Below are 21,156 nucleotides of genomic sequence, written 5' to 3'. Positions count from 1 at the left end.
GCGAGATCGTCATAACACCATGACCGACTCCATCGACACCGCGTGGCGCGACCATCACGCTTACCTGGTGAACCTCGCCTATCAGATGCTCGGCGATGTCGGTGAAGCCGAAGACCTTGCGCAGGAGGCCTTCCTGCGGCTGTCCCGCAGCGCGGACGCCATCGACGATCCGCGGGCCTGGTTGACGGTGGTGACCGGCCGGCTGTGCCTGGATCTGCTGCGCTCGGCACGGGTGCGCAGGGAACGTCCGGCCGATGCCGGTCTGCTGGAGGCAGGCGGTGGCGCGCCCGATCCGGCCGACCGGATCACCCTCGATGACGAGGTCAGTAGGGCACTGCTGAGGGTGCTGAGCACGCTCAGTCCGGGGGAGCGGGTGGCCTTCGTGCTGCACGACGCGTTCGGTATCCCGTTCGAGGAAATCGCCGAGACGGTGGGCCGGCCGGTCGGCACCTGCCGGCAGCTGGCCCGGCGGGCCAGGGCGAAGATCGCCGGCTCGCGACCCCGGCTGGGCGAGGTGACCCGGGCCGAACACCGGCGTGTCACCGAGGCTTTCATCACCGCCTGCGCCAACGGTGACCTGGCCGCGTTGACCTCGGTGCTGGACCCCGAAGTGTGGGGAGTGGGCACGGTGCTGGCCGACCCACCCGTGCCCGACCAGGTCAACCACGGCCCGCACGAAGTCGCGGTGAACCTGCTGCGCTACCTGGGGCCGGGTGCCACCGTGGTGTCCGCCGCCGAGCCGGTGCTGCTGGGCTTCGACCGCGGCCGGCTGTTCGCCGTGGTGGTGCTGACCTTCCGCGACGATCGCGTGCTGAAGATCGAAGCGACCGCCGACCCTTCGGCGCGTCGATGGTAGCCGGGGCACGAACGGCGCCCCGTGCGCTGCGGGGGCTTGCGCCGCGGGACGCCGCTCGTGAGTTCCGTTGGGGTGCAGACGGTTACGCCGGGGGCATCAGCACCGTGTCGATCATGTACACCGTGGCGTTGGCGGTCTTGACGCCACCGCACACCAACCCGGCGTCGTTCACCTTGAGCTCCGGGCCGGACCCGGTCACGGTCACGGTGCCGCCCTGCAGGGTCTTGTGCTGCCCGGTCACCTGTGCGGGACCGGCCTGCCCTTCGACCACGTGATAGGTCAGGATCTTGGTCAGCAGGCCCGAATCGGTCTTGAGCTTGTCCAGGGTGGCCGGATCGATCTTGGCGAAAGCGGCATCGGTCGGCGCGAACACCGTGAGTCCGGGGTTGCTGTCCAGCGTGTCGACGAGGTTGACGTTCGGGTTGAGCTTGCCGGACAACGCCGCGGTCAGGGTCGTGAGCATGGGATTGTTCGAGGCCGCCACGGCAACCGGATCGCGCCCCATACCGGTGACCGAACCCGGTCCGCCGGGCACCTGCTCGGCATAGGCGGCGCAGCCTGCGCCCACCGGGCCGTCGGCGGGGGCCATCGATGGCGACGCCGGTGACGTCATCGCCATGCTGGTGCTGGTCTGCGGTGCGGCGGACGCGTTGGTGGACGAATCCTTCGAACAGGCAATGCCTCCGAGGAGGGCGACCGCCGAAAGTCCGATCACCGCGAGTGTCTGCGATTGGGCTTTGTTCATCACTGTCAATACTCGAATCTGTCGGGGAGCGGTCTTTTGGGGTCGCCCTCACGGATGTATTCGGTGCGATCCGCGTCACGGATGGGTGGCCGGCCAACCCGACTCCGGGGCGTCCATCCGGCGCCGGTCCCGCCGCCGGCCGTTCGTCGCGGCACAATGGTGCGGTGACCAATGAGCGTGTGCGGGTTCTGCTGCTGGGCAGCACCGGGTCGATCGGTACCCAGGCGCTCGACGTCATCGCCGCCAATCCGGACCGCTTCGAGGTGGTCGGATTGGCCGCCGGTGGCGGCAACGCCGACCTGCTGGCCCGCCAGGCCGCCGAGACCGGTGTGCGCAACGTCGCCGTCGCCGACCCGGACGCCACCATCGAGGCCGCCTACCGCGGGCCCGACGCCGCCACCCAGATCGTGGCGGATACCGAGGCCGACGTGGTGCTCAACGCCCTGGTCGGTGCGCTCGGCCTGAAACCGACCCTGGCGGCCCTGCACAGCGGGGCCCGGCTGGCGCTGGCCAACAAGGAGTCCCTGGTCGCCGGGGGGCCGCTGGTACTGGCGGCCGCCGCACCCGGGCAGATCGTGCCGGTGGACTCCGAGCATTCGGCGCTGGCGCAGTGCCTGCGCGGCGGCAGCGCCGACGAGGTGGCCGCCCTGGTGCTGACCGCCTCCGGTGGCCCGTTCCGCGGCTGGACCGCCGAGGCGCTCGAAAGTGTCACCCCGGAACAGGCGGGCGCGCACCCGACCTGGTCGATGGGCCCGATGAACACGCTGAACTCGGCCTCGCTGGTCAACAAGGGGCTGGAGCTGATCGAGACGCATTTGCTGTTCGGTATCGACTACGACCGCATCGAGGTGGTGGTGCACCCGCAGTCCATCGTGCATTCGATGGTGACGTTCACCGACGGCTCCACGCTGGCCCAGGCCAGTCCGCCCGACATGAGACTGCCGATCGCGCTGGCGCTGGGCTGGCCGGACCGGGTGCCCGCGGCGGCCCCGGCGTGCGACTGGACCACCGCGTCGACCTGGACGTTCGAGCCGCTGGACGCCGAGGTGTTCCCTGCCGTGGAACTGGCACGCGAGGCCGGCCGGCGGGGTGGCAGCCTCACCGCGGTCTACAACGCGGCCAATGAGGAGGCCGCCGCGGCCTTCCTCGCCGGCCGTATCGCTTTCCCCTCGATCGTGCGAACTGTTGCCGACGTGCTGCACGCCGCAGACCAGTGGGCCGCCACACCCGCTACCGTGGAAGAAGTACTCGACGCGCAGGACTGGGCCAGGGCCGCAGCCCGGCGCCTCATCCTCACCGAACCGACGCAGGAGGTCACCGCAGCCCGATGATGTTTGCTATCGGCATCGCGTTGTTCGCGCTGGCCATTCTCGTCTCGGTGGCCCTGCACGAGTGCGGTCACATGTGGGTGGCCCGCGCCACCGGAATGAAGGTGCGCCGCTATTTCGTCGGCTTCGGTCCCACGCTGTGGTCGACCATGCGGCCGAACCGGCTCGGTTACACCGAGTACGGCGTCAAAGCCGTCCCGTTGGGTGGTTTCTGCGATATCGCCGGCATGACCTCGGTGGAGCCGTTGGCCCCCGACGAGGAGCGCCATGCGATGTACCGGCAGAAGGTGTGGAAGCGCGTTGCCGTGCTGTTCGCCGGCCCCGGGATGAACTTCCTCATCGGTCTGGTGCTCATCTACGCCATCGCCGTCATCTGGGGCCTGCCCAACCTGCATCCGCCCACCACCGCCATCGTCGGGCAAACCGCCTGTGTGGCACCACAAGTCAGTAAAGACGGGGACAACCCGTTCGGGCCGTGCCCGGATCCGGGGCCCGGCCCCGCCGCACGGGCAGGGATCGCACCCGGCGACACCATCGTCAAGGTGAACGGCACCGACGTGTCCACCTTCGCCGATATGGCCGCCGCCATCCGCAAGCTGTCCGGCCCGGTGCCGGTGGTCTACGAGCGCAACGGTGAGCGGATCGCCACCGTCGTCGACGTGGCTCGGACGCAGCGCTACGCCGACAAGGACGCGGCGAACACCGTGACCGTCGGCGCCATCGGGGTGAGCGCGGCCGCGCCGCCCGGGCCCACGCAGTACAACCCGCTGACCGCGGTCCCGGCCACCTTCTCGTTCACCGGTGACCTCGCCGTCGAGCTCGGCAAGTCGCTCGCCAAGATCCCCACCAAGGTCGGGGCCCTGGTGCACGCCATCGGTGGTGGTGAACGTGACCCGGAGACACCGATCAGCGTGGTGGGCGCCAGCATCATCGGTGGCGACACCGTCGACCACGGGCTGTGGGTGGCGTTCTGGTTCTTCCTGGCCCAGATGAACTTCGTGCTGGGCGCGGTGAACCTGATTCCGCTGTTGCCCTTCGACGGCGGGCATATCGCCATCGCGGTGTTCGAGAAGATCCGCAACATGATCCGCGCCGCGCGCCGCGTCGACGCGGCCGCACCGGTGAACTACCTCAAATTGATGCCCGCCACCTACGTCGTGCTGGTGGTGGTCGTCGGATACATGTTGTTGACCGTCACCGCCGACCTGGTCAATCCCATCAGACTTTTCCAATAGGAGACCATCGTGACTTCCATCGGCCTGGGTATCCCAGCCCCGCCGCCGCCGACCCTGGCGCCGCGCCGCAAGACGCGTCAGCTCATGGTGCGCGACGTCGGAGTGGGCAGCGAGTACCCCATCGCGGTGCAGTCGATGTGCACCACCAAAACCCACGATGTGAACGCCACGCTGCAGCAGATCGCCGAGCTGACCGCGTCGGGCTGTGACATCGTCCGGGTGGCGTGCCCGCGCCAGGAGGACGCCGACGCGCTTTCGGTGATCGCGAAGAAGGCGAACATCCCCGTCATCGCCGATATCCACTTCCAGCCCAAGTACATCTTCGCGGCGATCGACGCCGGCTGTGCGGCGGTGCGGGTGAATCCCGGCAACATCAAAGAGTTCGACGGCCGCGTCAAGGAGGTCGCGAAGGCGGCCGCCGCCGCACACATCCCGATCCGGATCGGGGTGAACGCCGGCTCGCTGGACAAACGGATGATGGAGAAGTACGGCAAGGCCACGCCGGAGGCGCTGGTGGAGTCGGCGCTGTGGGAGGCCTCGTTGTTCGAGGAGCACGGTTTCGGCGATATCAAGATCAGCGTCAAGCACAACGACCCGGTGATCATGGTCGAGGCCTACGAACAACTGGCCGCCCAGTGCGACTATCCGCTGCACCTCGGCGTCACCGAGGCCGGGCCGGCCTTCCAGGGCACCATCAAGTCCGCCGTCGCGTTCGGCGCGCTGCTCTCGCGCGGCATCGGCGACACCATCCGGGTGTCGCTGTCGGCCCCGCCGGTCGAAGAGGTCAAGGTGGGCACCCAGATCCTGGAGTCGCTCAACCTGCGCCCACGCGGACTGGAAATCGTGTCCTGCCCGTCCTGCGGGCGCGCCCAGGTCGACGTCTACACCCTCGCCAACGAGGTTTCCGCCGGCCTCGAGGGGCTCGACGTGCCGTTGCGGGTCGCCGTGATGGGTTGCGTGGTGAACGGCCCCGGCGAAGCCCGCGAGGCCGACCTTGGCGTCGCCTCCGGAAACGGTAAGGGCCAGATCTTCGTCAAGGGTGAAGTGGTCAAGACCGTGCCGGAGGCGCAGATCGTGGAAACGCTCATCGAGGAGGCCATGCGCATAGCGGCCGAGTTGACCCCGGACGCAAGTGCCAGCGGTTCGCCCGTCGTGACCGTAAGCTGAAGTCTGGCGCTGTGAGCGGGGTCACCCCGGTCAGGTTCGCCGCTCGGTTCGGGTTCGTCCAGAAAGAATCTCTATGTCGGCTCCGCCGCTGTACCGCCTCACCGATGAACGCCGTGTCTCGGTGGTGCGCGACCTCGGCCAGGTGCGCGAGGTCCTCGACGAGGACCCGGTCGGTTCCTGCATGGTGGCGTGCCGGGTGCTCGACTACGGTATCGACCCCAGCGCCATCGGCGGGGAGTTGTGGACGCGGCGCCAGGCCAGCGAATCACTCTGTTACGCAGGGGCCAATCTGATACCGCTGCGTGGCGGGCCCGACGATCTGGCCGCGTTCGCCGATAAGGCGCTCAGTGCGCCGCGCCGATGTTCCTCGCTGGTCGGCCGGTCCGAACTGGTGCTGCCGTTGTGGCGGCGGCTGGAGGCGGGCTGGGGCGCGGCGCGCGATGTGCGCGACGAACAACCGCTGATGGCGCTGTCGTCTGCGCCGCTGTGTGCCCTCGACCCCGCGGTGCGCCCGGTGCGGATGGAGGAACTGGACGCCTACCTGGTGGCCGCCATCGAGATGTTCATCGGCGAGGTCGGAATCGACCCGCGGATGGGCGACGGCGGGCGCGGTTACCGGCGCCGGGTGGCCGGCTTGATCGCCGCGGGCCGGGCCTGGGCGCGGTTCGAGGACGGCCAGGTGGTCTTCAAGGCCGAGGTCGGTTCGCAGTCCCCGACAGTGGGCCAGATCCAGGGTGTCTGGGTGCATCCGGACTTCCGCGGCCGCGGCCTCGGCGCGGCGGGCACCGCGACGCTGGCCGAGGCCGTGCTGCGCGGCGGGCGGACCGCCAGCCTCTATGTCAACGGTTACAACCATGTCGCCCGCGGCGCCTACGCCAAGATCGGCTTCACCCAAGTGGGCACGTTCGCCACCGTGCTGCTGGACTGAACGCCCCGATCTCGCAGTATCACGGCCGGGTCACGGTGCGCCTCCACCCACGACGGTCGCCATACTTTTAACATTTGCCTCAATGGCAACAATTTCCTCATCAGTCTCGCGGGTCGGTGCTGCCGTCATGGCCGTCGTCGCGACCGCCGCCATGCTGAGCGCGTGCACACCCAAGCCGAACGGCCCGGAGCCGACCGCCGAGTCGTTCTTCGCCGCGCTTGCCGCCGGAAATACCACGGCGGCAGCCGATTTGGCCGATCATCCGGCCCAGGCGCAGGCCGCGCTCAACGAGGCGTGGTCGGGCCTGCAGGCCAGCAGGCTGGACACCCAGATTCTGGGCTCCAAGTACGCCGAGGACACCGGCACCATCAAATACCGGTACAGCTGGCACCTGCCCAAGGATCGGGTGTGGACCTACGACGGCGAACTCAACATGATCCGCGAGGAAGGGCGCTGGCAGGTGCGTTGGAGCGCCACCGGTCTGCATCCGCAGCTGGGGGAGAACCAGACCCTGGCGCTGCGCGCCGATCCGCCGCGACGGGCCTCGGTCAACGAACGCGGTGGCTCCGACGTGCTGATCCCGGGGTATCTGTACCACTACACGCTCGACGCCAGGGTGGCCGGCGCCGATCTGATGCCGACCGCCCGCGCGGTGGTGGACGCGCTGCGGCCGTTCGACAACACCCTGGACCCGCAGCGCTTGGCCGAAGAGGCGAGCTCGGCGACCAAGCCGATGGACCTCATCACGCTGCGCAAGGACGACAACGACCGGGTGTCGGCCGCGATCGGCAAGCGCCCGGGCGTGGTGATCACCCCACAGCCCGAGATGATGCCGACCGACCCGCGGTTCGCCCCGGCCATCGTCTCGGAAGTGAAAAAGGCGGTGGCCGCCGACCTGGTGGGCCAGGCCGGCTGGCGGGTGGTCACCGTTAACCAGAACGGGGTGGATCTCGACGTCCTCAACGAGGTCCCCGGAAATCCGGCGCCCTCGGTGACGATCAGCCTGGACCGCGCGGTGCAGAACTCGGCACAGGACGCGGTGAACATGGTCGGCAAGAAGGCGATGATCGTGGCGATCAAACCCTCGACGGGCGAGATCCTCGCGGTGGCGCAGAATCCCGCCGCCGACGCCGACGGGCCGACCGCCACCATGGGTCTGTACCCGCCGGGATCGACGTTCAAGATCGTCACCGCGGGCGCGGCGATCGAACGCGACATGGCGACCCCGAACACGCTGCTCGGCTGCCCCGGCACCCTGGACATCGGGCATCGCACCGTCACCAACTACAACGCCTTCGATCTGGGCACCGTGCCGATGTCGCGGGCCTTCGCCAACTCCTGCAACACCACCTTCGCCGAACTGGCCAGCACCATGCCGCCGCGCGGCCTGACCCAGGCCGCCGCCCAGTACGGTCTCGGTTCGGATTTCGTGGTGGACGGGATCCCGACGGTCACCGGGTCGGTGCCCCCGACGGTGGACCTGGCCGAGCGGACCGAGGACGGTTTCGGTCAGGGCAAGGTGCTCGCCAGCCCGTTCGGGATGGCGCTGGTGGCGGCCACCGTCGCGGCCGGGAAAACACCTGTGCCACAACTGATTCTGGGACGCCAGACGCAGATCAGCGGTCCCGCGCCGCAGATCTCACCCAAGATGCTGGATGCGGTACGGCCGATGATGCGGCTGGTGGTGACCAACGGCACCGCCAAGGAACTCAACGGGCTCGGTGATGTCCGCGGGAAGACCGGCGAGGCCGAGTTCAACGGCGGATCGCACGCCTGGTTCGCCGGTTACCGCGGTGACCTGGCGTTCGCGGCGCTGATCGTCGGCGGCGGCAGCTCGGAGTACGCGGTCCGGATGTGCCGGGACATGCTCAACGGCCTGCCGCCGGACTACCTGGCTTGAGCTCTGGCTTGAGCTGGGTAGCCTGACAGGTAACCATGACAGGCATCGACGATCACGCGGCGCTGCGCGTCTCCGACGCCGACCGCAACGGCACGCTGCGGCGGCTGCACAATGCGGTGGCCCTCGGGCTGATCGACATCGGCGAGTTCGAGGAACGCTCGGCCCTGGTGTCCCGTGCCCGGCTGTACACCGATCTCGACGCGCTGGTGGGCGATTTGCCCGGGCCGGGCGCCATCGTCACCTCGGCGGCCGACCGGGTGGAACTGCGCGGGGTGATGGGTTCGCTGAAACGCCAGGGGGAGTGGGTGGTGCCCACCCGGCTGGCCCTGCACCGCCGCGTGGGTTCGGTGGACCTCGACCTGACCCAGGCGCGCTTCGCCGGCCCGATCATCGTGGTGGAGCTCGATCTCAAGTTCGGCGGGCTGGACATCCGGCTGCCCGGGGGCGCCAGCGCGTCCATCGACGATGTCGAGGTGGTGGTGGGCAGCGCCAACGACCATCGCCGCGATGCGCCCGCAGAAGGCACCCCGCACATCATCCTGACCGGGAAAGTGGTCTGCGGGTCGGTGGACATCCGGGGGCCCCGGCGGTCCTGGGTACCGCCCCGGCTGCGTCAGGTCAACGGGGTTCGAGGACCGCGAAAGTAAGCGTGGCCCGGGCGGCCAGCCGGTCCCTGTCGACGTCGATCACGTCGACCGCGGTGACGATCAACCGCCGGCCGGCCCGCACGATGGTCGCCTCGGCGCGGGCCGTGCCCATCACCGGCGCCAGGAAGTGGATGTTCAGGTCGGCGGTCGTGACGTCGTGGCCCACGCCGGTATGCCGACCGGCGAGCATCCCGGCGGCGATGTCGATCAGGGTGGCGACCAGGCCGCCCTGCAGCGCACCGCGCACGTTCGCCAGATCGGGACGATTGGTCATCTCCAGGACCAACCGATCGGCGGTCGCCTCGACCTCGCGGTAGTCGAGCCGGTTCAGCAGATGCTCTTCGCTCATCGCCGTACGGTAACACCATTACCGCTGGTGAAAGACGTGTACCCGGTGCTGCAGCGGACCAGTGGCCCGGCGATTAGGCTGAACGGATGTCTGTCCGCTCCGCCCTGCAGCCCGGTGAGCTGTCCCCGACCCTGCCCGTGCCGAAATCCATCCCACGCCCGGAGTACGCGTGGCGGCCGACCGTGGTCGAGGGCCACGAACCATGGGTGCAGACCCCAGAGGTGATCGAGAAAATGCGGGTGGCCGGACGCATCGCGGCCGGCGCGCTGGCCGAGGCGGGCAAGGCGGTGGCCCCCGGCGTCACCACCGATCACCTGGACCGGGTGGCCCATGAGTACATGCTCGACCACGGCGCCTATCCGTCCACCCTGGGTTACAAGGGCTTCCCGAAGTCGTGCTGCACCTCCTTGAACGAGGTGATCTGCCACGGTATCCCGGACTCGACGGTGATCGAGGACGGCGACATCGTCAACATCGACGTGACCGCCTATATCGACGGTGTGCACGGCGACACCAATGCCACCTTCCTGGCCGGCGACGTGTCCGATGAGCACCGCCTACTGGTGGAGCGCACCCACGAGGCGACCATGCGGGCCATCAAGGCGGTCAAACCAGGCCGGCAGCTCTCGGTGGTGGGCCGGGTCATCGAGGCTTATGCAAACCGGTTCGGCTACAACGTCGTTCGCGATTTCACCGGCCACGGAATCGGCACCACGTTCCACAACGGCCTGGTGGTGCTGCATTACGATCAACCGGCCGTGGAGACGGTACTGGAGCCGGGGATGACCTTCACCATCGAACCGATGATCAACCTGGGCTCACTGGACTACGAGATCTGGGACGACGGCTGGACGGTGGCCACCAGCGATCGCAAGTGGACCGCACAGTTCGAGCACACCCTGGTGGTCACCGCCGACGGCGCCGACATCCTGACCCTGGTGTGAGCGCCGGCGGCGCCCTGCTGGTGGCAGGCACCACCTCGGATGCCGGCAAGTCCATGGTCGTCGCCGGACTGTGCCGGTTGTTGGCCCGCAACGGAACACGCGTCGCACCGTTCAAGGCGCAGAACATGAGCAACAACTCCGCCGTCACCGTCGAAGGCGGTGAGATCGGCCGCGCCCAGGCCATGCAGGCGGCCGCCGCGGGCCTGGCGCCCAGCATCCGGTTCAACCCGATCCTGCTCAAACCGGGCAGCGACCGCACCTCACAACTGGTGGTGCGAGGACAGGTCGCGGGCACCATGGCGGCCGGGGACTACTTCACCCGGCGCACCGAGCTGGCCGGGGTGGTGGCCGGCGAATTGGCCTCGTTGCGAAGCGAATTCGATGCAGTGATCTGCGAGGGCGCGGGCTCACCCGCCGAGATCAACCTGCGCGCCAGCGATCTGGCCAACATGGGCCTCGCGCGCGCCGCCGGCCTGGCCGTGCTGCTGGTCGGCGATATCGACCGCGGCGGTCTGCTGGCCCATTTGTTCGGCACGGTCGCGGTGCTGGAGCCCGAAGACCAGAAACTCATCAGCGGCTTCCTGGTCAACAAGTTCCGCGGCGACCCCGCGCTGCTGGCGCCCGGGCTGGATCAGCTGCAGACGCTCAGCGGGCGGCCCACTTTCGGAGTGGTCCCGCACCTCGACTCGCTGTGGTTGGACACCGAGGATTCGCTGTCCGTGACCGCCGGCAGCACGCTGGGCGAACCGGCCGCGCCACGCGGGTCGGACTGGTTGCGCGTGGCGGTGGTCCGGCTGCCGCGGATTTCCAATTCCACCGATGTGGAGGCGCTGGCCTGCGAACCCGGGGTGCTGGTGCGCTGGGTCGCCGACCCCGCCGACATCGCCGACGCCGACGTGGTGGTGCTACCCGGCAGCAAGGCCACGGTGTCGGACCTGGGTTGGTTGCGCGAACGCGGGCTGGCCGCGGCAGTGGCGACGCACGCCGCGGCGGGACGCCCGGTGCTCGGGGTGTGCGGGGGTTTCCAGATGTTGTGCCGCCGGATCGAGGACGACGTGGAGTCGCACGCCGGTGCGGTGGACGGCCTCGGCCTGTTGGACGCCGACATCGTCTTCGCGCCGGCGAAGACGTTGCGGCACTGGGAGTCCCCGCTGCACGGATATGAGATCCACCATGGCCAGGTGCGCCGGTCCGGGGCGCAGGACTGGTTGGGGGTGGGGATCCGCAGCGGCGCGGTGTTCGGCACACATTGGCACGGGCTGCTGGACAACGATGACGTGCGCCGTGGCTGGCTGACCGAGGCCGCCGCCGCGGCGGGCCGCACCGGGTTCGTGGTCGCCGGCGACACCGACGTACGTGGTCGCCGCGACCGGCAACTGGACCTGATGGCCGACGCCCTCGCCGCGCACGTCGACCTCGATGCGGTGTTCGCACTGCTGGACGGGCCCCCGGCGCGGGCCGTCATCGCCACGGCGATCACCGGCTGACCGCCCGCCCAGTTCGGCTGGTCCCGGCACCGGGTCGTCACCGGGACGAGCCGTCGGTAGCCTGAGCCGATGATCGCGCGGCTGGTGCTTGCGGCGACGGCGGTGACGCTGGCCGGCTGCGCGCACGTGGTCGGGGGAACACCGGCCTGGCCCGGAGCCCGGCTGGAGAAGGTGGTGCTGACCGCCGCGGACTTCCCGGCCGGCGTGCTGTACGACCGCCTGGTCGAACAGGCCGGCGACCCCGATGGCGCCGGTGGACCGCCGGCGATGCTGTCCACTCCCGAGGGCTGCAGCGACGGGTTCACCCGGGTGATCGCCGCGTCGGCCGAGCGCGGGCCCGGCAGCGCCGCCAAGTACGCGGTGACCTACGACGGGGCCAGAATGGTCGTCACGGTGCTGAGCTGGCAACTGGATCTGGACGCGATCGCGGCAACCGCGCAGCGCTGTGCGCGCTACCAGACATTCTTCGACCGGGCGTCGCCCGGTATCCCGATCACCACCACCGGGCTGCGCACCGACCGCCCCGCGGCGCTGGTCTACGAGCAGACCATGCAGCTCGGCGCGGAGCGCAGCAGTGTCTACTTCTCGTTCGAAAACCTCGGCCCCACGGCGGTTTTCGCCGTGGCCTTCCCCACGCCGGACCCGGCCGTGACGGCGAAAGCCACCCTGCCCAAGACCTTTCTGGAGGTCGTCGGCAAACAAGCGAACCGCATCGGCGAAGGCTGACGGCCCGGTTACAGACCGGCCAAAACGGCACCGCCGAATCGGTTCATGTCCTAGCGTGACGCAATGTCTTCGACCATGGTGACCGTCGACGGGGTGCCCGTCGCCGTCGAAGTGGCGGGTCCGGACAAGGGCGGGGTGGTGGTGCTGCTCGGCGCCGCCCAACCAGGCGCGCGCGCCTACGACGCCGTGTGCCAGCGGTTGCACACCGCCTCACTGCGGACCATCGTGATCTACCCCGACCCACGGCTGACGGCGAACGGGGTGGTCGGGGTGCTCGATGCCCTCGGCGTCCGGTGGGGACTGCTGGTGGGCGACCGCCTCGGCGGCGAATTGGCGTGGGAACTGGCGGCCACCCGGCTGGACCGGTTCATCGGGCTGGTGGTGATCGACCGCGGGCATCCCCGGGTGGCCGACCACGCCGGGGTGGTCCGCGACGAGCGCTGTCCGCCGGTGGAGATGAACACCACGATGCTGGTGAGCAACGCCGCCGCGCGGGCGGTCGGACAGGCCAGCCAGCGGTACGTCTACGGCGAGTACCGGCTGGTGGAGCTGCTCAGCCGGCGCGCCGCGGGGGAGTCCACCGCCCAGGTCGCGGCCGAAATCGTGCTGCGGACCAGCACCTGGTGAGTCACCGTCGTCACCGCTCCGACGTCCGCTACGCGTCGTCGGTGACCAGCGTGTCCCCGCTGGCATCCACCTGCTTCACCGGGCCGGTGAACCAGTGCTTCACCGATGCATGCCAGTAGATGTAGAGCAGCACCAGCACGGCGCCGACCAGGATCGGGGTGTAGTTGACGAACTTCCACTCGAAGCCGGCATCCCATGGCGCACCACCGACCGAGGTGGGGAACATCGCGATGATCGACGTGATGACGATCTCGGCCAGGGCCAGCGGTGCCATCCATTTGTGGTGCCCGCGCAGGTTCCACTTGCCCAGCGGGAAGTCGTCGCCGGCCTTCCAGCGGTAGTAGATCGGCACGGCGAAGCACAGGTACAGCCCGACCACGCCGATCGACACCACGGCGAAGAATGCGACCGGTACCGGTGCGCCGTTGATATCCACCTTGACCAGCGCGGGCAGGGTGAGGATCGCGGCGATGCCGGCGGTCACCATCACCGCGTTGGCAGGCACCCGCTTGGCGTTGACCTTGGACCACAGTTGATGACCGGGAACGGCGCGGTCCCGGCTGAACGCGAACAACATCCGTGAGGCGCTGGTCTGGCAGGCGGTGGTGCAGAACAATTGGCCCGCCGTGGAGATCAGCAGCACGATGCCGACCCACTTGGCGTCCATCGCCTGGGTGAAGATGGTGGCCACCGCGCCGCCGCCCGCGGTCACCCCGTCGACGTCCTGCACGGCGAACAGGAAGGTCAACAGCAGCACCCAGCCGCCGATCGCGGAGTAGAAGATCGAGCGCCAAATGCCTTTGGCCGCACCGTCGGCCGCGCTCTTGGTCTCCTCGGACAAGTGGGCCGACGCGTCGTAACCGGTGATGGTGTACTGGGTCAAGATCGCCGACATCGGCAGCACGAAGAACAGGAACGCCAATCCCGAGGTGGACCCACCGAAGAAGCCGGTGTTGTTGACCGTGGTGGCGAACACCGTGGAGAAGCTGGCGTGCTGTTCGGGGATGAGCCACAGGATGGCGATCACCGCCGCCGCGCCGATCACGTGCCACCACACCGAGATGTTGTTGATGACGGCCAGCAGGTGCGACGAGAAGATGTTGATCGTCGCGACGATCACCAGGATCACCAGGAACATGACGAACACCCTGGTCAGGCTGTAACCGTCGGCCCAGGTCTGGCTGAAGGTGCTCAATGTGAGATCCAGGAAGGTGGCACTGCCGTAGGCCACCGAGGCCAGGATGGCGATCAGGCCGACCAGATTGAGCCAGCCGGTGTAATAGCCGGCCTTGGGGCCGCCCAGTTTGGCTGCCCACCAATAGATCCCGCCGGAGGTCGGATAGGCCGACACCAGTTCGGACATGCACAGCCCGATCATCAGGATGAACACCGAGATGATCGGCCAGCCCCACGCGATGGCGGCCGGGCCGCCGTTGTTCCAGCCGAGGCCGAACGAGGTGAAACAGCCGGCCAGGATGGAGATGATCGAGAACGAGATGGCGAAGTTGGAGAACCCCGACCAGGACCGGTGCAGCTCCTGGGTGTACCCGAGACTGGCGAGATGCCGTTCGTCGTCATCGAGCAGTTCGTGGCCTTCTGGCACGGTCTTCTCCTTCTCGGCGGCCCCCGGATCTAGGGGCAGAATAGGCCGCTATTGGTCTGCTGTCCTACCTTTGGGATGACGGATGTGTAAATGTGTAGGTGAATGACCGTCGATGACAACGCACCTACGGTGATCACCCGGCGGTAATGGTTGACTTCTCGGCGTAGAGAGGATCTCGCATGCTGACGCAGTTCGAGCTGGAGCGGCTGGTGGCAGACGGCGAGATCGACACCGTCATCGTGGCGTTCACCGACATGCAGGGCAGGCTCACCGGTAAACGGGTGTCGGCCCGGCTGTTCGTCGAGGAGGTCGCCGCGCATGGCGCCGAATGCTGCAACTACCTGCTGGCCGTCGACGTCGACATGAACACCGTCGACGGTTACACCGTGTCCAGCTGGGAAACCGGTTACGGCGACATGGTGATGACCGCAGATTTCAGCACCCTGCGGCTGCTGCCCTGGCTGCCCGGCACCGCGCTGGTGATCGCCGACCTGTCTTGGACCGACGGTCGTCCCGTTGTCCAGGCCCCACGCAGCATCCTGCGCAAGCAGCTCGACCGGCTCGCCGACCGGGGCCTGGCCGCCTTCGTCGGCACCGAACTGGAATTCATGGTGTTCGACGACAGTTATCGGGCCGCGTGGGCCGCCGACTACCGCGGGCTGACACCGGCCACCGACTACAACGTCGACTACGCAATGCTGGCCTCGACCCGGATGGAGCCGCTGCTGCGCGACATCCGGCGCGGGATGGACGGTGCGGGGATGTACTGCGAAGGCGTGAAGGGCGAGTGCAACCTCGGGCAGCAGGAGATCGCGTTCCGCTACGCCGACGCGCTGGTCACCTGCGACAACCACACCATCTACAAGAACGGTGCCAAGGAGATCGCCGACCAGCACGGCAAGTCGCTGACCTTCATGGCGAAATACGATGAGCGCGAAGGCAACAGCTGCCATATCCACATCTCACTGCGCGGTACCGACGGTGCGGCGGTGTTCGCCGATGCGGGCGAACCGCTCGGCATGTCCGCCATGTTCCGCAGTTTCGTGGCCGGCCAGTTGGCCACGCTGCGCGAACTCGCATTGTTCTATGCGCCGAATATCAACTCCTACAAGCGTTTCGCAGATGGCAGCTTCGCGCCCACCGCAGTCGCGTGGGGGATGGACAACCGCACCTGCGCGCTGCGGGTGGTCGGGCACGGGCACGGGATGCGGGTGGAATGCCGCGCACCCGGTGGCGATGTGAACCAGTATCTGGCCGTCGCCGCACTGATCGCCGGCGGCCTGCACGGCATCGAGCAGGGCCTGCAACTCGGCGACGCGTGCACCGGTAATGCCTACAGCGGTGGGGCGCAACGCCTGCCGACCACGCTGGCCGAGGCGGCCGACCTGTTCGCGGGCTCCGCGGTGGCCCGGTCGGCATTCGGCGAGGACGTCGTCGACCACTACCTCAACAACGCACGTGTCGAATTGGCGGCCTTCAACGGGGCCGTCACGGATTGGGAGAGGAGGCGTGGCTTTGAGCGGCTCTGAGGCCCCGGTCATCGGGCTCACCACGTATCTGCAGCAGGCGCAGACCGGGGTGTGGGATGTGCAGGCCAGCTTCCTGCCCGCCATCTATCTGCACGGCGTCAACCGGGCCGGTGGCACGGCGGTCCTGTTGCCGCCGCAGCCCGCCGCCACGGCGGTCGCCGAGCGGGTGCTCGACGGCATCGACGGGCTGGTGATCACCGGTGGCCGTGACGTCAACCCGGAAAGCTATGGCCAGCAGCGGCATCCGAACACCGACGAGCCGGCCGATCCCCGTGACGAATGGGAGTTCGCGCTGCTGGAGGTGGCGCTGCGGCGCGGGATCCCGGTGCTCGGCATCTGCCGGGGTGCCCAGGTGCTCAACGTGGCCCTGGGCGGCACCCTGCACCAGCACCTGCCCGATGTGCTGGGCCACACCAGGCACCAGCAGGGCAACGCGGTGTTCTCCACCTCCAGCGTGCACACCGTGCCGGGCACCCGGCTGGCCGGGCTGGTCGGGGAGTCCTCGGATGCGCAGTGCTACCACCACCAGGCCATCGACCGGCTCGGTGACGGGTTGGTCATCAGCGCCCAGGACACCGCCGACGGAGTGATCGAGGGTGTCGAGTTGCCCGGTGATCAGTTCGTGCTGGCGGTGCAGTGGCATCCCGAGGAACGCCTGGACGATCTGCGACTGTTCGCGGGCCTGGTGCAGGCCGCCGCCAGCTATGCGACGGAGAGGGTGTCGTGAGCACTTCGGCGGTGATCAATCCGGCGACGGAGGAACTGCTGCGCTCGGTCGAGTTGTTCGACGAGGCCGCGGTCGACGACGCGGTGGCGCGGGCGGTCGCCGCCCAGCGCCGCTGGGCCCGGCTGGCGCCCGCCGAACGGGCCGCCGGACTGCGCGCCTTCGCCGCGGCGGTGGACGCGCATACCGACGAACTCGCCGCGCTCGAGGTGGCCAACTCGGGGCACCCGATCGGCCAGGCCGAATGGGAGGCCGGGCACGTGCGCGACGTGCTGACCTACTACTCGGCCAGCCCGGAACGGCTGTCCGGCAAGCAGATCCCGGTCGCCGGCGGACTCGACGTCACCTTCCACGAGCCGCTGGGCGTGGTCGGCGTCATCACCCCGTGGAACTTCCCGATGACCATCGCGGCGTGGGGGTTCGCCCCGGCGCTGGCCGCGGGCAACGCGGTGCTGCTCAAACCTGCCGAGTGGACGCCGCTCACCTCCATCCGGTTGGGCCGACTGGCCGTCGAGGCCGGCCTGGACCCCGACCTGTTCCAGGTGCTGCCGGGAGCCGGGCCGGTGGTGGGGCAGCGCTTCGTCACCCACCCCGATGTGCGCAAGGTGGTGTTCACCGGGTCCACCCGGGTCGGCACTCAGGTGATGGCGGGCGCGGCCGCGCAGGTCAAACGCGTCACCCTGGAACTGGGCGGCAAGAGTGCCAACATCGTCTTCGACGACTGCGATCTGGAACGCGCCGCCGCCACCGCGCCCTACGGTGTCTTCGACAACGCCGGGCAGGACTGCTGCGCCCGCAGCCGGATCCTGGTGCAGCGCAACGTATACGACCGGTTCATGGAACTGTTCGAACCCGCGGTCAAGGGTGTGGTGGTCGGCGACCCGACCGCGCGCGACACCGAGATGGGCCCGCTGGTGTCCAAGGCGCACTGGGAGTCGGTGTCGGCATACGTCCCGCACGACGCGCCGGTGGCCTTCCGCGGGTCGGCGCCGGCGGGACCCGGATACTGGTTCGCGCCCACGGTGCTGACGCCGGGACGCACCGACCGGACCGTCACCGAGGAGATCTTCGGGCCGGTGGTGACGGTGCTGCCGTTCGAGGACGAGGCCGACGCCGTCGCACTGGCCAACGCCACCGCCTACGGGCTGTCCGGGTCGATCTGGACAGATAACGTGTCGCGGGCGCTGCGGGTGTCGCGTGCGGTCGAAGCGGGCAACCTGAGCGTCAACTCGCACTCGTCGGTGCGCTACAGCACACCGTTCGGCGGGTTCAAACAATCCGGCCTCGGCCGGGAACTCGGCCCCGACGCACCGTTGTCCTTCACCGAGACCAAGAACGTCTTTATTGCGATTGGAGAAATCTAGATGGACCTGACCCAGCGACTGAAGGACAAGGTCGCCGTGATCACCGGCGGTGCCAGCGGCATCGGGCTGGCAACGGCCAGGCGAATGCAGGCCGAGGGCGCGGTCGTGGTGATCGGTGACGTCGACCCGGTGACCGGCCAGGCCGTCGCCGACGAGCTGAACGTCAGCTTCGTGCAGGTCGACGTCTCGGATGAGGACGCGGTGGATCACTTGTTCGACACCGCTTTCCAGGTGCACGGCGGCGTCGACATCGCCTTCAACAACGCCGGGATCAGTCCCCCCGAGGACGACCTGATCGAGAACACCGAACTCCCGGCCTGGCAGCGGGTGCAGGACATCAACCTCAAGAGCGTGTACCTGTGCTGCCGGGCCGCGCTGCGGCACATGGTCCCGGCGCAGAAGGGTTCCATCATCAACACGGCATCGTTCGTCGCGGTGATGGGTTCGGCCACCTCGCAGATCTCCTACACGGCGTCCAAGGGCGGGGTGCTGGCGATGTCGCGCGAGCTCGGTGTGCAGTTCGCCCGCCAGGGCATCCGGGTCAATGCGCTGTGCCCCGGGCCGGTGAACACCCCGTTGCTGCAGGAACTGTTCGCCAAGGATCCCGAGCGTGCCGCGCGCCGGCTGGTGCACGTGCCGGTCGGCCGGTTCGCCGAACCCGAGGAACTGGCCGCCGCGGTCGCTTTCCTGGCCAGCGACGACGCGTCGTTCATCACCGGTTCGACGTTCCTGGTCGACGGTGGCATCAGCGGCCACTACGTCACCCCGCTGTAGGTTCGACCACGATGTCCGAGCCCCCGATCGCCCCTCGCGTGCGCACCGCGCCGGATCCGCCGAATGCCAGTGCGGCACTGCTGCGCCCGATCCGGCTCGGCAATGCCTTCGAGGACACCGTCGGCCGGCTGCTGGAGACCATTCGGTTGGGTGTGCTGGAGCCGGGCGAGTCGCTGCCGCCGGAACGGGAACTGGCCACCCGGCTCGGGGTCAGCCGTGACACCGTGCGCGAGGCCATCAAATCTCTGGCCGATGCCGGCTATCTGGTGTCCAAGCGGGGCCGCTACGGCGGCACCTTCCTGGCCACCGAGATGCCGGCGTTGCCGACCGGCGCCGACGGACCGGGAATCACCCGCGCCGAAATCGACGACGCGGTGCGGCTGCGGGAGATCCTGGAGGTCGGCGCCGCCCGGATGGCGGCCGGGCGCACGCTGACCGCAACCGAACGGGAAGGACTGTGGTCCCGGTGCAACGACGTGCGTGGGGCGGACCCCGACGACTACCGGCGGTTGGACTCCCGGCTGCACCTGGCCATCGCCGAAGCGGCCGGATCGCCGTCGCTGGTGCCGCTGGTGGCGCAGAACCGGATGCGGATCAACGCCCTGCTGGATCAGATCCCGCTGCTGTCACGCAACATCTCGCACTCCGACGAGCAGCACGAGGCCATCGTGATGGCGATCCTGGCGGGGGACGCCGAGGGCGCCGCGGCGGCGATGGCGGCGCACGTCGCCGGGTCGGCCGCCCTTCTGCACGGCTTCCTGGACTGACGGCCGGTCGCTACGATCGGCGGGATGACCGAACCTGCGGATCCCGATGTCGCCACCTGGGCGCGCCGGTTCGATCTGCTGTCCGATCCGCACCGGCTGGAGATCCTGCTGTCCCTGCACCGGGCGCCGGGCATCTGCGTCGGTGATCTCGCGGCCACGCTGGGACGGTCGGAAAATGCGGTGTCCCAAGCGCTTCGCGTGCTGCGTGATCAGGGTTGGGTGTCCAGCACCCGGGTCGGCCGGCTGGCGGCCTACCGGCTCGACGACGATGTCGTGCACGACCTGCTGCACTGGATCGGCGCCAGGCACGGCTGATCATCTGTTCATATGGACAGATGTCGGCCCGCCGCATACGCTGCGGTGATGCCATCGCGATTCGAGCGCGCCGACTGGATCTCCGTCGCAGCCATCGGCGGTGTCGTACTTGCGTTGCATGTTTTCGGTTGGGGCGTACTGATTTTCGGTGTCGTTCCACAGCACATGACGCTCGGCTCGGCGGGTGTGTTCGGGGTGGGCCTTGGGGTCACGGCGTACCTGCTCGGCGCCCGGCACGCGTTCGATGCCGACCACATCGCCGTCGTCGACAACACCACCCGCAAACTGGTGGGCGAGGGCACCCGGTCGCTGTCGGCGGGATTCTGGTTCTCGCTCGGGCATTCCAGCGTGGTGTTCGGCCTGGCCCTGCTGCTCGCGCTCGGGGTGCGGGCCGTCGCAGGCCCGGTCACCGACGACGGCTCACCGATGCTGCAGACCCTCGGCCTGATCGGGTCGGTGGTCGCCGGAACGTTCCTCATCCTGATCGGGCTGACCAACCTGTTCGCCGCGGTGGGCATCGCGAAGGTGTTCCGGGCCATGCGCACAGGCGAATTCGACGAGCGCGAACTCGAGCGCCAACTGCACAACCGCGGTGTGCTGGCACGCCTGGTGAGCCGGGTGATGCACCGGGTCGACAAGCCGTGGCACCTGTACCCGGTGGGCTTCCTGATGGGTCTGGGGTTCGACACCGCCACCCAGGTGGCGCTGCTGGTGCTGGCGGCCGGAACGGCGGCGTTCACCCTGCCCTGGTACGCCGTGCTGGTGCTGCCGGTGCTGTTCGCCGCGGGGATGAGCTTGTTCGACAGTCTGGACGGCATCTTCATGGCCCGCGCCTATGGCTGGGCGTTCCTCAAACCGATCCGCAAGGTGTACTACAACCTGACCGTCACGGTGCTGTCGGTGCTGGTGGCACTGGTCATCGGGGTGATCGTGCTGGCGGGCCTGCTGGTGGACCGGCTCGGCATCACCTCCGGGCCGTTGACCATGATCGGTTCGGCCGATCTGGAATTCGTCGGGTTCGCGATCGCCGGCATGTTCGTGCTGACCTGGGTCATCGCGTTGGGTGTCTGGCGGTTCGGCCGGATCGAGGAGCGCTGGGAGGCCCCGGCAGTATAACTTGTTGTTCGACAAGTAAATGCCG

21 protein-coding genes are annotated in these 21,156 nt (G+C 68.6%); 18 read left to right on the top strand and 3 right to left on the bottom strand.

Annotation, left to right across the window (positions count from 1 at the left end):
• Nucleotides 1–19: 19 nt before the first annotated feature.
• Entirely contained in the window at nt 20–856 is an 837-nt protein-coding gene (gene sigI, locus ACXPWS_RS20170) for an RNA polymerase sigma factor SigI (protein ID WP_458708355.1), read from the top strand.
• Nucleotides 857–938: 82 nt separating this feature from the next.
• On the opposite strand, the gene ACXPWS_RS20165 is transcribed toward sigI, so the two are convergent.
• Nucleotides 939–1,601 carry a fasciclin domain-containing protein gene (locus tag ACXPWS_RS20165; protein ID WP_458708354.1) on the bottom strand — a complete coding sequence of 221 codons (663 nt, stop codon included), beginning with the start codon at nt 1,599–1,601 and terminating at the stop codon, nt 939–941.
• Nucleotides 1,602–1,765: 164 nt separating this feature from the next.
• Between ACXPWS_RS20165 and dxr the strand changes: the two genes are divergently transcribed.
• The 6 genes from dxr (at nt 1,766) to ACXPWS_RS20135 (ending at nt 8,806) form a co-directional block, all read left to right on the top strand.
• Nucleotides 1,766–2,932: a 1-deoxy-D-xylulose-5-phosphate reductoisomerase gene (gene dxr / locus ACXPWS_RS20160; protein WP_458708353.1), complete on the top strand. Its 1,167-nt coding sequence runs from the start codon at nt 1,766–1,768 to the stop codon at nt 2,930–2,932.
• A complete protein-coding gene (locus ACXPWS_RS20155; RefSeq protein ID WP_458708352.1) occupies nt 2,929–4,164 on the top strand; it encodes a M50 family metallopeptidase in 1,236 nt (411 codons plus the stop codon). Before dxr ends, ACXPWS_RS20155 begins: the two co-directional genes overlap by 4 nt.
• Before the next feature lie 9 nt (nt 4,165–4,173).
• Entirely contained in the window at nt 4,174–5,331 is a 1,158-nt protein-coding gene (ispG, locus tag ACXPWS_RS20150) for a flavodoxin-dependent (E)-4-hydroxy-3-methylbut-2-enyl-diphosphate synthase (RefSeq protein WP_458708351.1), read from the top strand.
• Between the two features lie 73 nt (nt 5,332–5,404).
• Entirely contained in the window at nt 5,405–6,259 is an 855-nt protein-coding gene (locus ACXPWS_RS20145; RefSeq protein ID WP_458708350.1) for a GNAT family N-acetyltransferase, read from the top strand.
• A gap of 82 nt (nt 6,260–6,341) precedes the next feature.
• Entirely contained in the window at nt 6,342–8,159 is a 1,818-nt protein-coding gene (locus ACXPWS_RS20140) for a penicillin-binding transpeptidase domain-containing protein (protein ID WP_458708349.1), read from the top strand.
• A gap of 35 nt (nt 8,160–8,194) precedes the next feature.
• Nucleotides 8,195–8,806 (top strand): DUF1707 SHOCT-like domain-containing protein, encoded by a 612-nt coding sequence (locus tag ACXPWS_RS20135; protein ID WP_458708348.1) that lies wholly within the window; start codon nt 8,195–8,197, stop codon nt 8,804–8,806.
• Here the strand turns inward: ACXPWS_RS20135 and ACXPWS_RS20130 are convergent.
• Nucleotides 8,778–9,155, bottom strand: coding sequence for a PaaI family thioesterase (locus ACXPWS_RS20130; protein WP_458708347.1), 378 nt, complete (start codon nt 9,153–9,155; stop codon nt 8,778–8,780). The genes ACXPWS_RS20135 and ACXPWS_RS20130 overlap by 29 nt on opposite strands.
• 86 nt (nt 9,156–9,241) lie before the next feature.
• Between ACXPWS_RS20130 and map the strand changes: the two genes are divergently transcribed.
• From map to ACXPWS_RS20110, 4 genes are all read left to right on the top strand, one after another.
• Nucleotides 9,242–10,099: a type I methionyl aminopeptidase gene (map, locus tag ACXPWS_RS20125; protein WP_458708346.1), complete on the top strand. Its 858-nt coding sequence runs from the start codon at nt 9,242–9,244 to the stop codon at nt 10,097–10,099.
• Nucleotides 10,100–10,152: 53 nt separating this feature from the next.
• The gene (locus ACXPWS_RS20120; RefSeq protein WP_458713617.1) at nt 10,153–11,586 is read left to right on the top strand and encodes a cobyric acid synthase; all 1,434 of its coding nucleotides are present in this window, start codon (nt 10,153–10,155) and stop codon (nt 11,584–11,586) included.
• Between the two features lie 69 nt (nt 11,587–11,655).
• On the top strand, nt 11,656–12,312 hold the full coding sequence (locus tag ACXPWS_RS20115) for a hypothetical protein (protein WP_458708345.1): 657 nt from the start codon (nt 11,656–11,658) through the stop codon (nt 12,310–12,312).
• Nucleotides 12,313–12,375: 63 nt separating this feature from the next.
• Nucleotides 12,376–12,939, top strand: a complete 564-nt coding sequence (locus tag ACXPWS_RS20110; RefSeq protein WP_458708344.1) for an alpha/beta fold hydrolase — start codon at nt 12,376–12,378, stop codon at nt 12,937–12,939.
• Between the two features lie 28 nt (nt 12,940–12,967).
• On the opposite strand, the gene ACXPWS_RS20105 is transcribed toward ACXPWS_RS20110, so the two are convergent.
• Nucleotides 12,968–14,542, bottom strand: coding sequence for an amino acid permease (locus ACXPWS_RS20105; RefSeq protein ID WP_458708343.1), 1,575 nt, complete (start codon nt 14,540–14,542; stop codon nt 12,968–12,970).
• A 179-nt stretch (nt 14,543–14,721) separates the two neighbouring features.
• Between ACXPWS_RS20105 and ACXPWS_RS20100 the strand changes: the two genes are divergently transcribed.
• From ACXPWS_RS20100 to nicT, 7 genes are read left to right on the top strand one after another with little or no spacing between them, the layout of a single operon-like run.
• The gene (locus ACXPWS_RS20100; protein ID WP_458708342.1) at nt 14,722–16,071 is read left to right on the top strand and encodes a glutamine synthetase family protein; all 1,350 of its coding nucleotides are present in this window, start codon (nt 14,722–14,724) and stop codon (nt 16,069–16,071) included.
• Nucleotides 16,058–16,798, top strand: coding sequence for a gamma-glutamyl-gamma-aminobutyrate hydrolase family protein (locus ACXPWS_RS20095; protein ID WP_458708341.1), 741 nt, complete (start codon nt 16,058–16,060; stop codon nt 16,796–16,798). Before ACXPWS_RS20100 ends, ACXPWS_RS20095 begins: the two co-directional genes overlap by 14 nt.
• The gene (locus ACXPWS_RS20090) at nt 16,795–18,159 is read left to right on the top strand and encodes an aldehyde dehydrogenase family protein (RefSeq protein ID WP_458708340.1); all 1,365 of its coding nucleotides are present in this window, start codon (nt 16,795–16,797) and stop codon (nt 18,157–18,159) included. The genes ACXPWS_RS20095 and ACXPWS_RS20090 overlap by 4 nt, the downstream gene beginning before the upstream one ends.
• A complete protein-coding gene (locus ACXPWS_RS20085) occupies nt 18,160–18,933 on the top strand; it encodes a 3-oxoacyl-ACP reductase (protein WP_458708339.1) in 774 nt (257 codons plus the stop codon).
• An 11-nt stretch (nt 18,934–18,944) separates the two neighbouring features.
• Entirely contained in the window at nt 18,945–19,700 is a 756-nt protein-coding gene (locus ACXPWS_RS20080) for a FadR/GntR family transcriptional regulator (RefSeq protein WP_458708338.1), read from the top strand.
• A 24-nt stretch (nt 19,701–19,724) separates the two neighbouring features.
• Complete coding sequence (locus ACXPWS_RS20075; protein WP_458708337.1) at nt 19,725–20,015, top strand: ArsR/SmtB family transcription factor; 291 nt, start codon at nt 19,725–19,727, stop codon at nt 20,013–20,015.
• 48 nt (nt 20,016–20,063) lie between these two features.
• Nucleotides 20,064–21,131, top strand: coding sequence for a Nickel transporter NicT (gene nicT, locus ACXPWS_RS20070; RefSeq protein ID WP_458708336.1), 1,068 nt, complete (start codon nt 20,064–20,066; stop codon nt 21,129–21,131).
• Nucleotides 21,132–21,156 lie beyond the last annotated feature (25 nt).

The sequence above is a fragment of the Mycobacterium sp. BMJ-28 genome, assembly GCF_054404835.1.
This window is presented reverse-complemented; position numbering and strand designations above follow the sequence as displayed.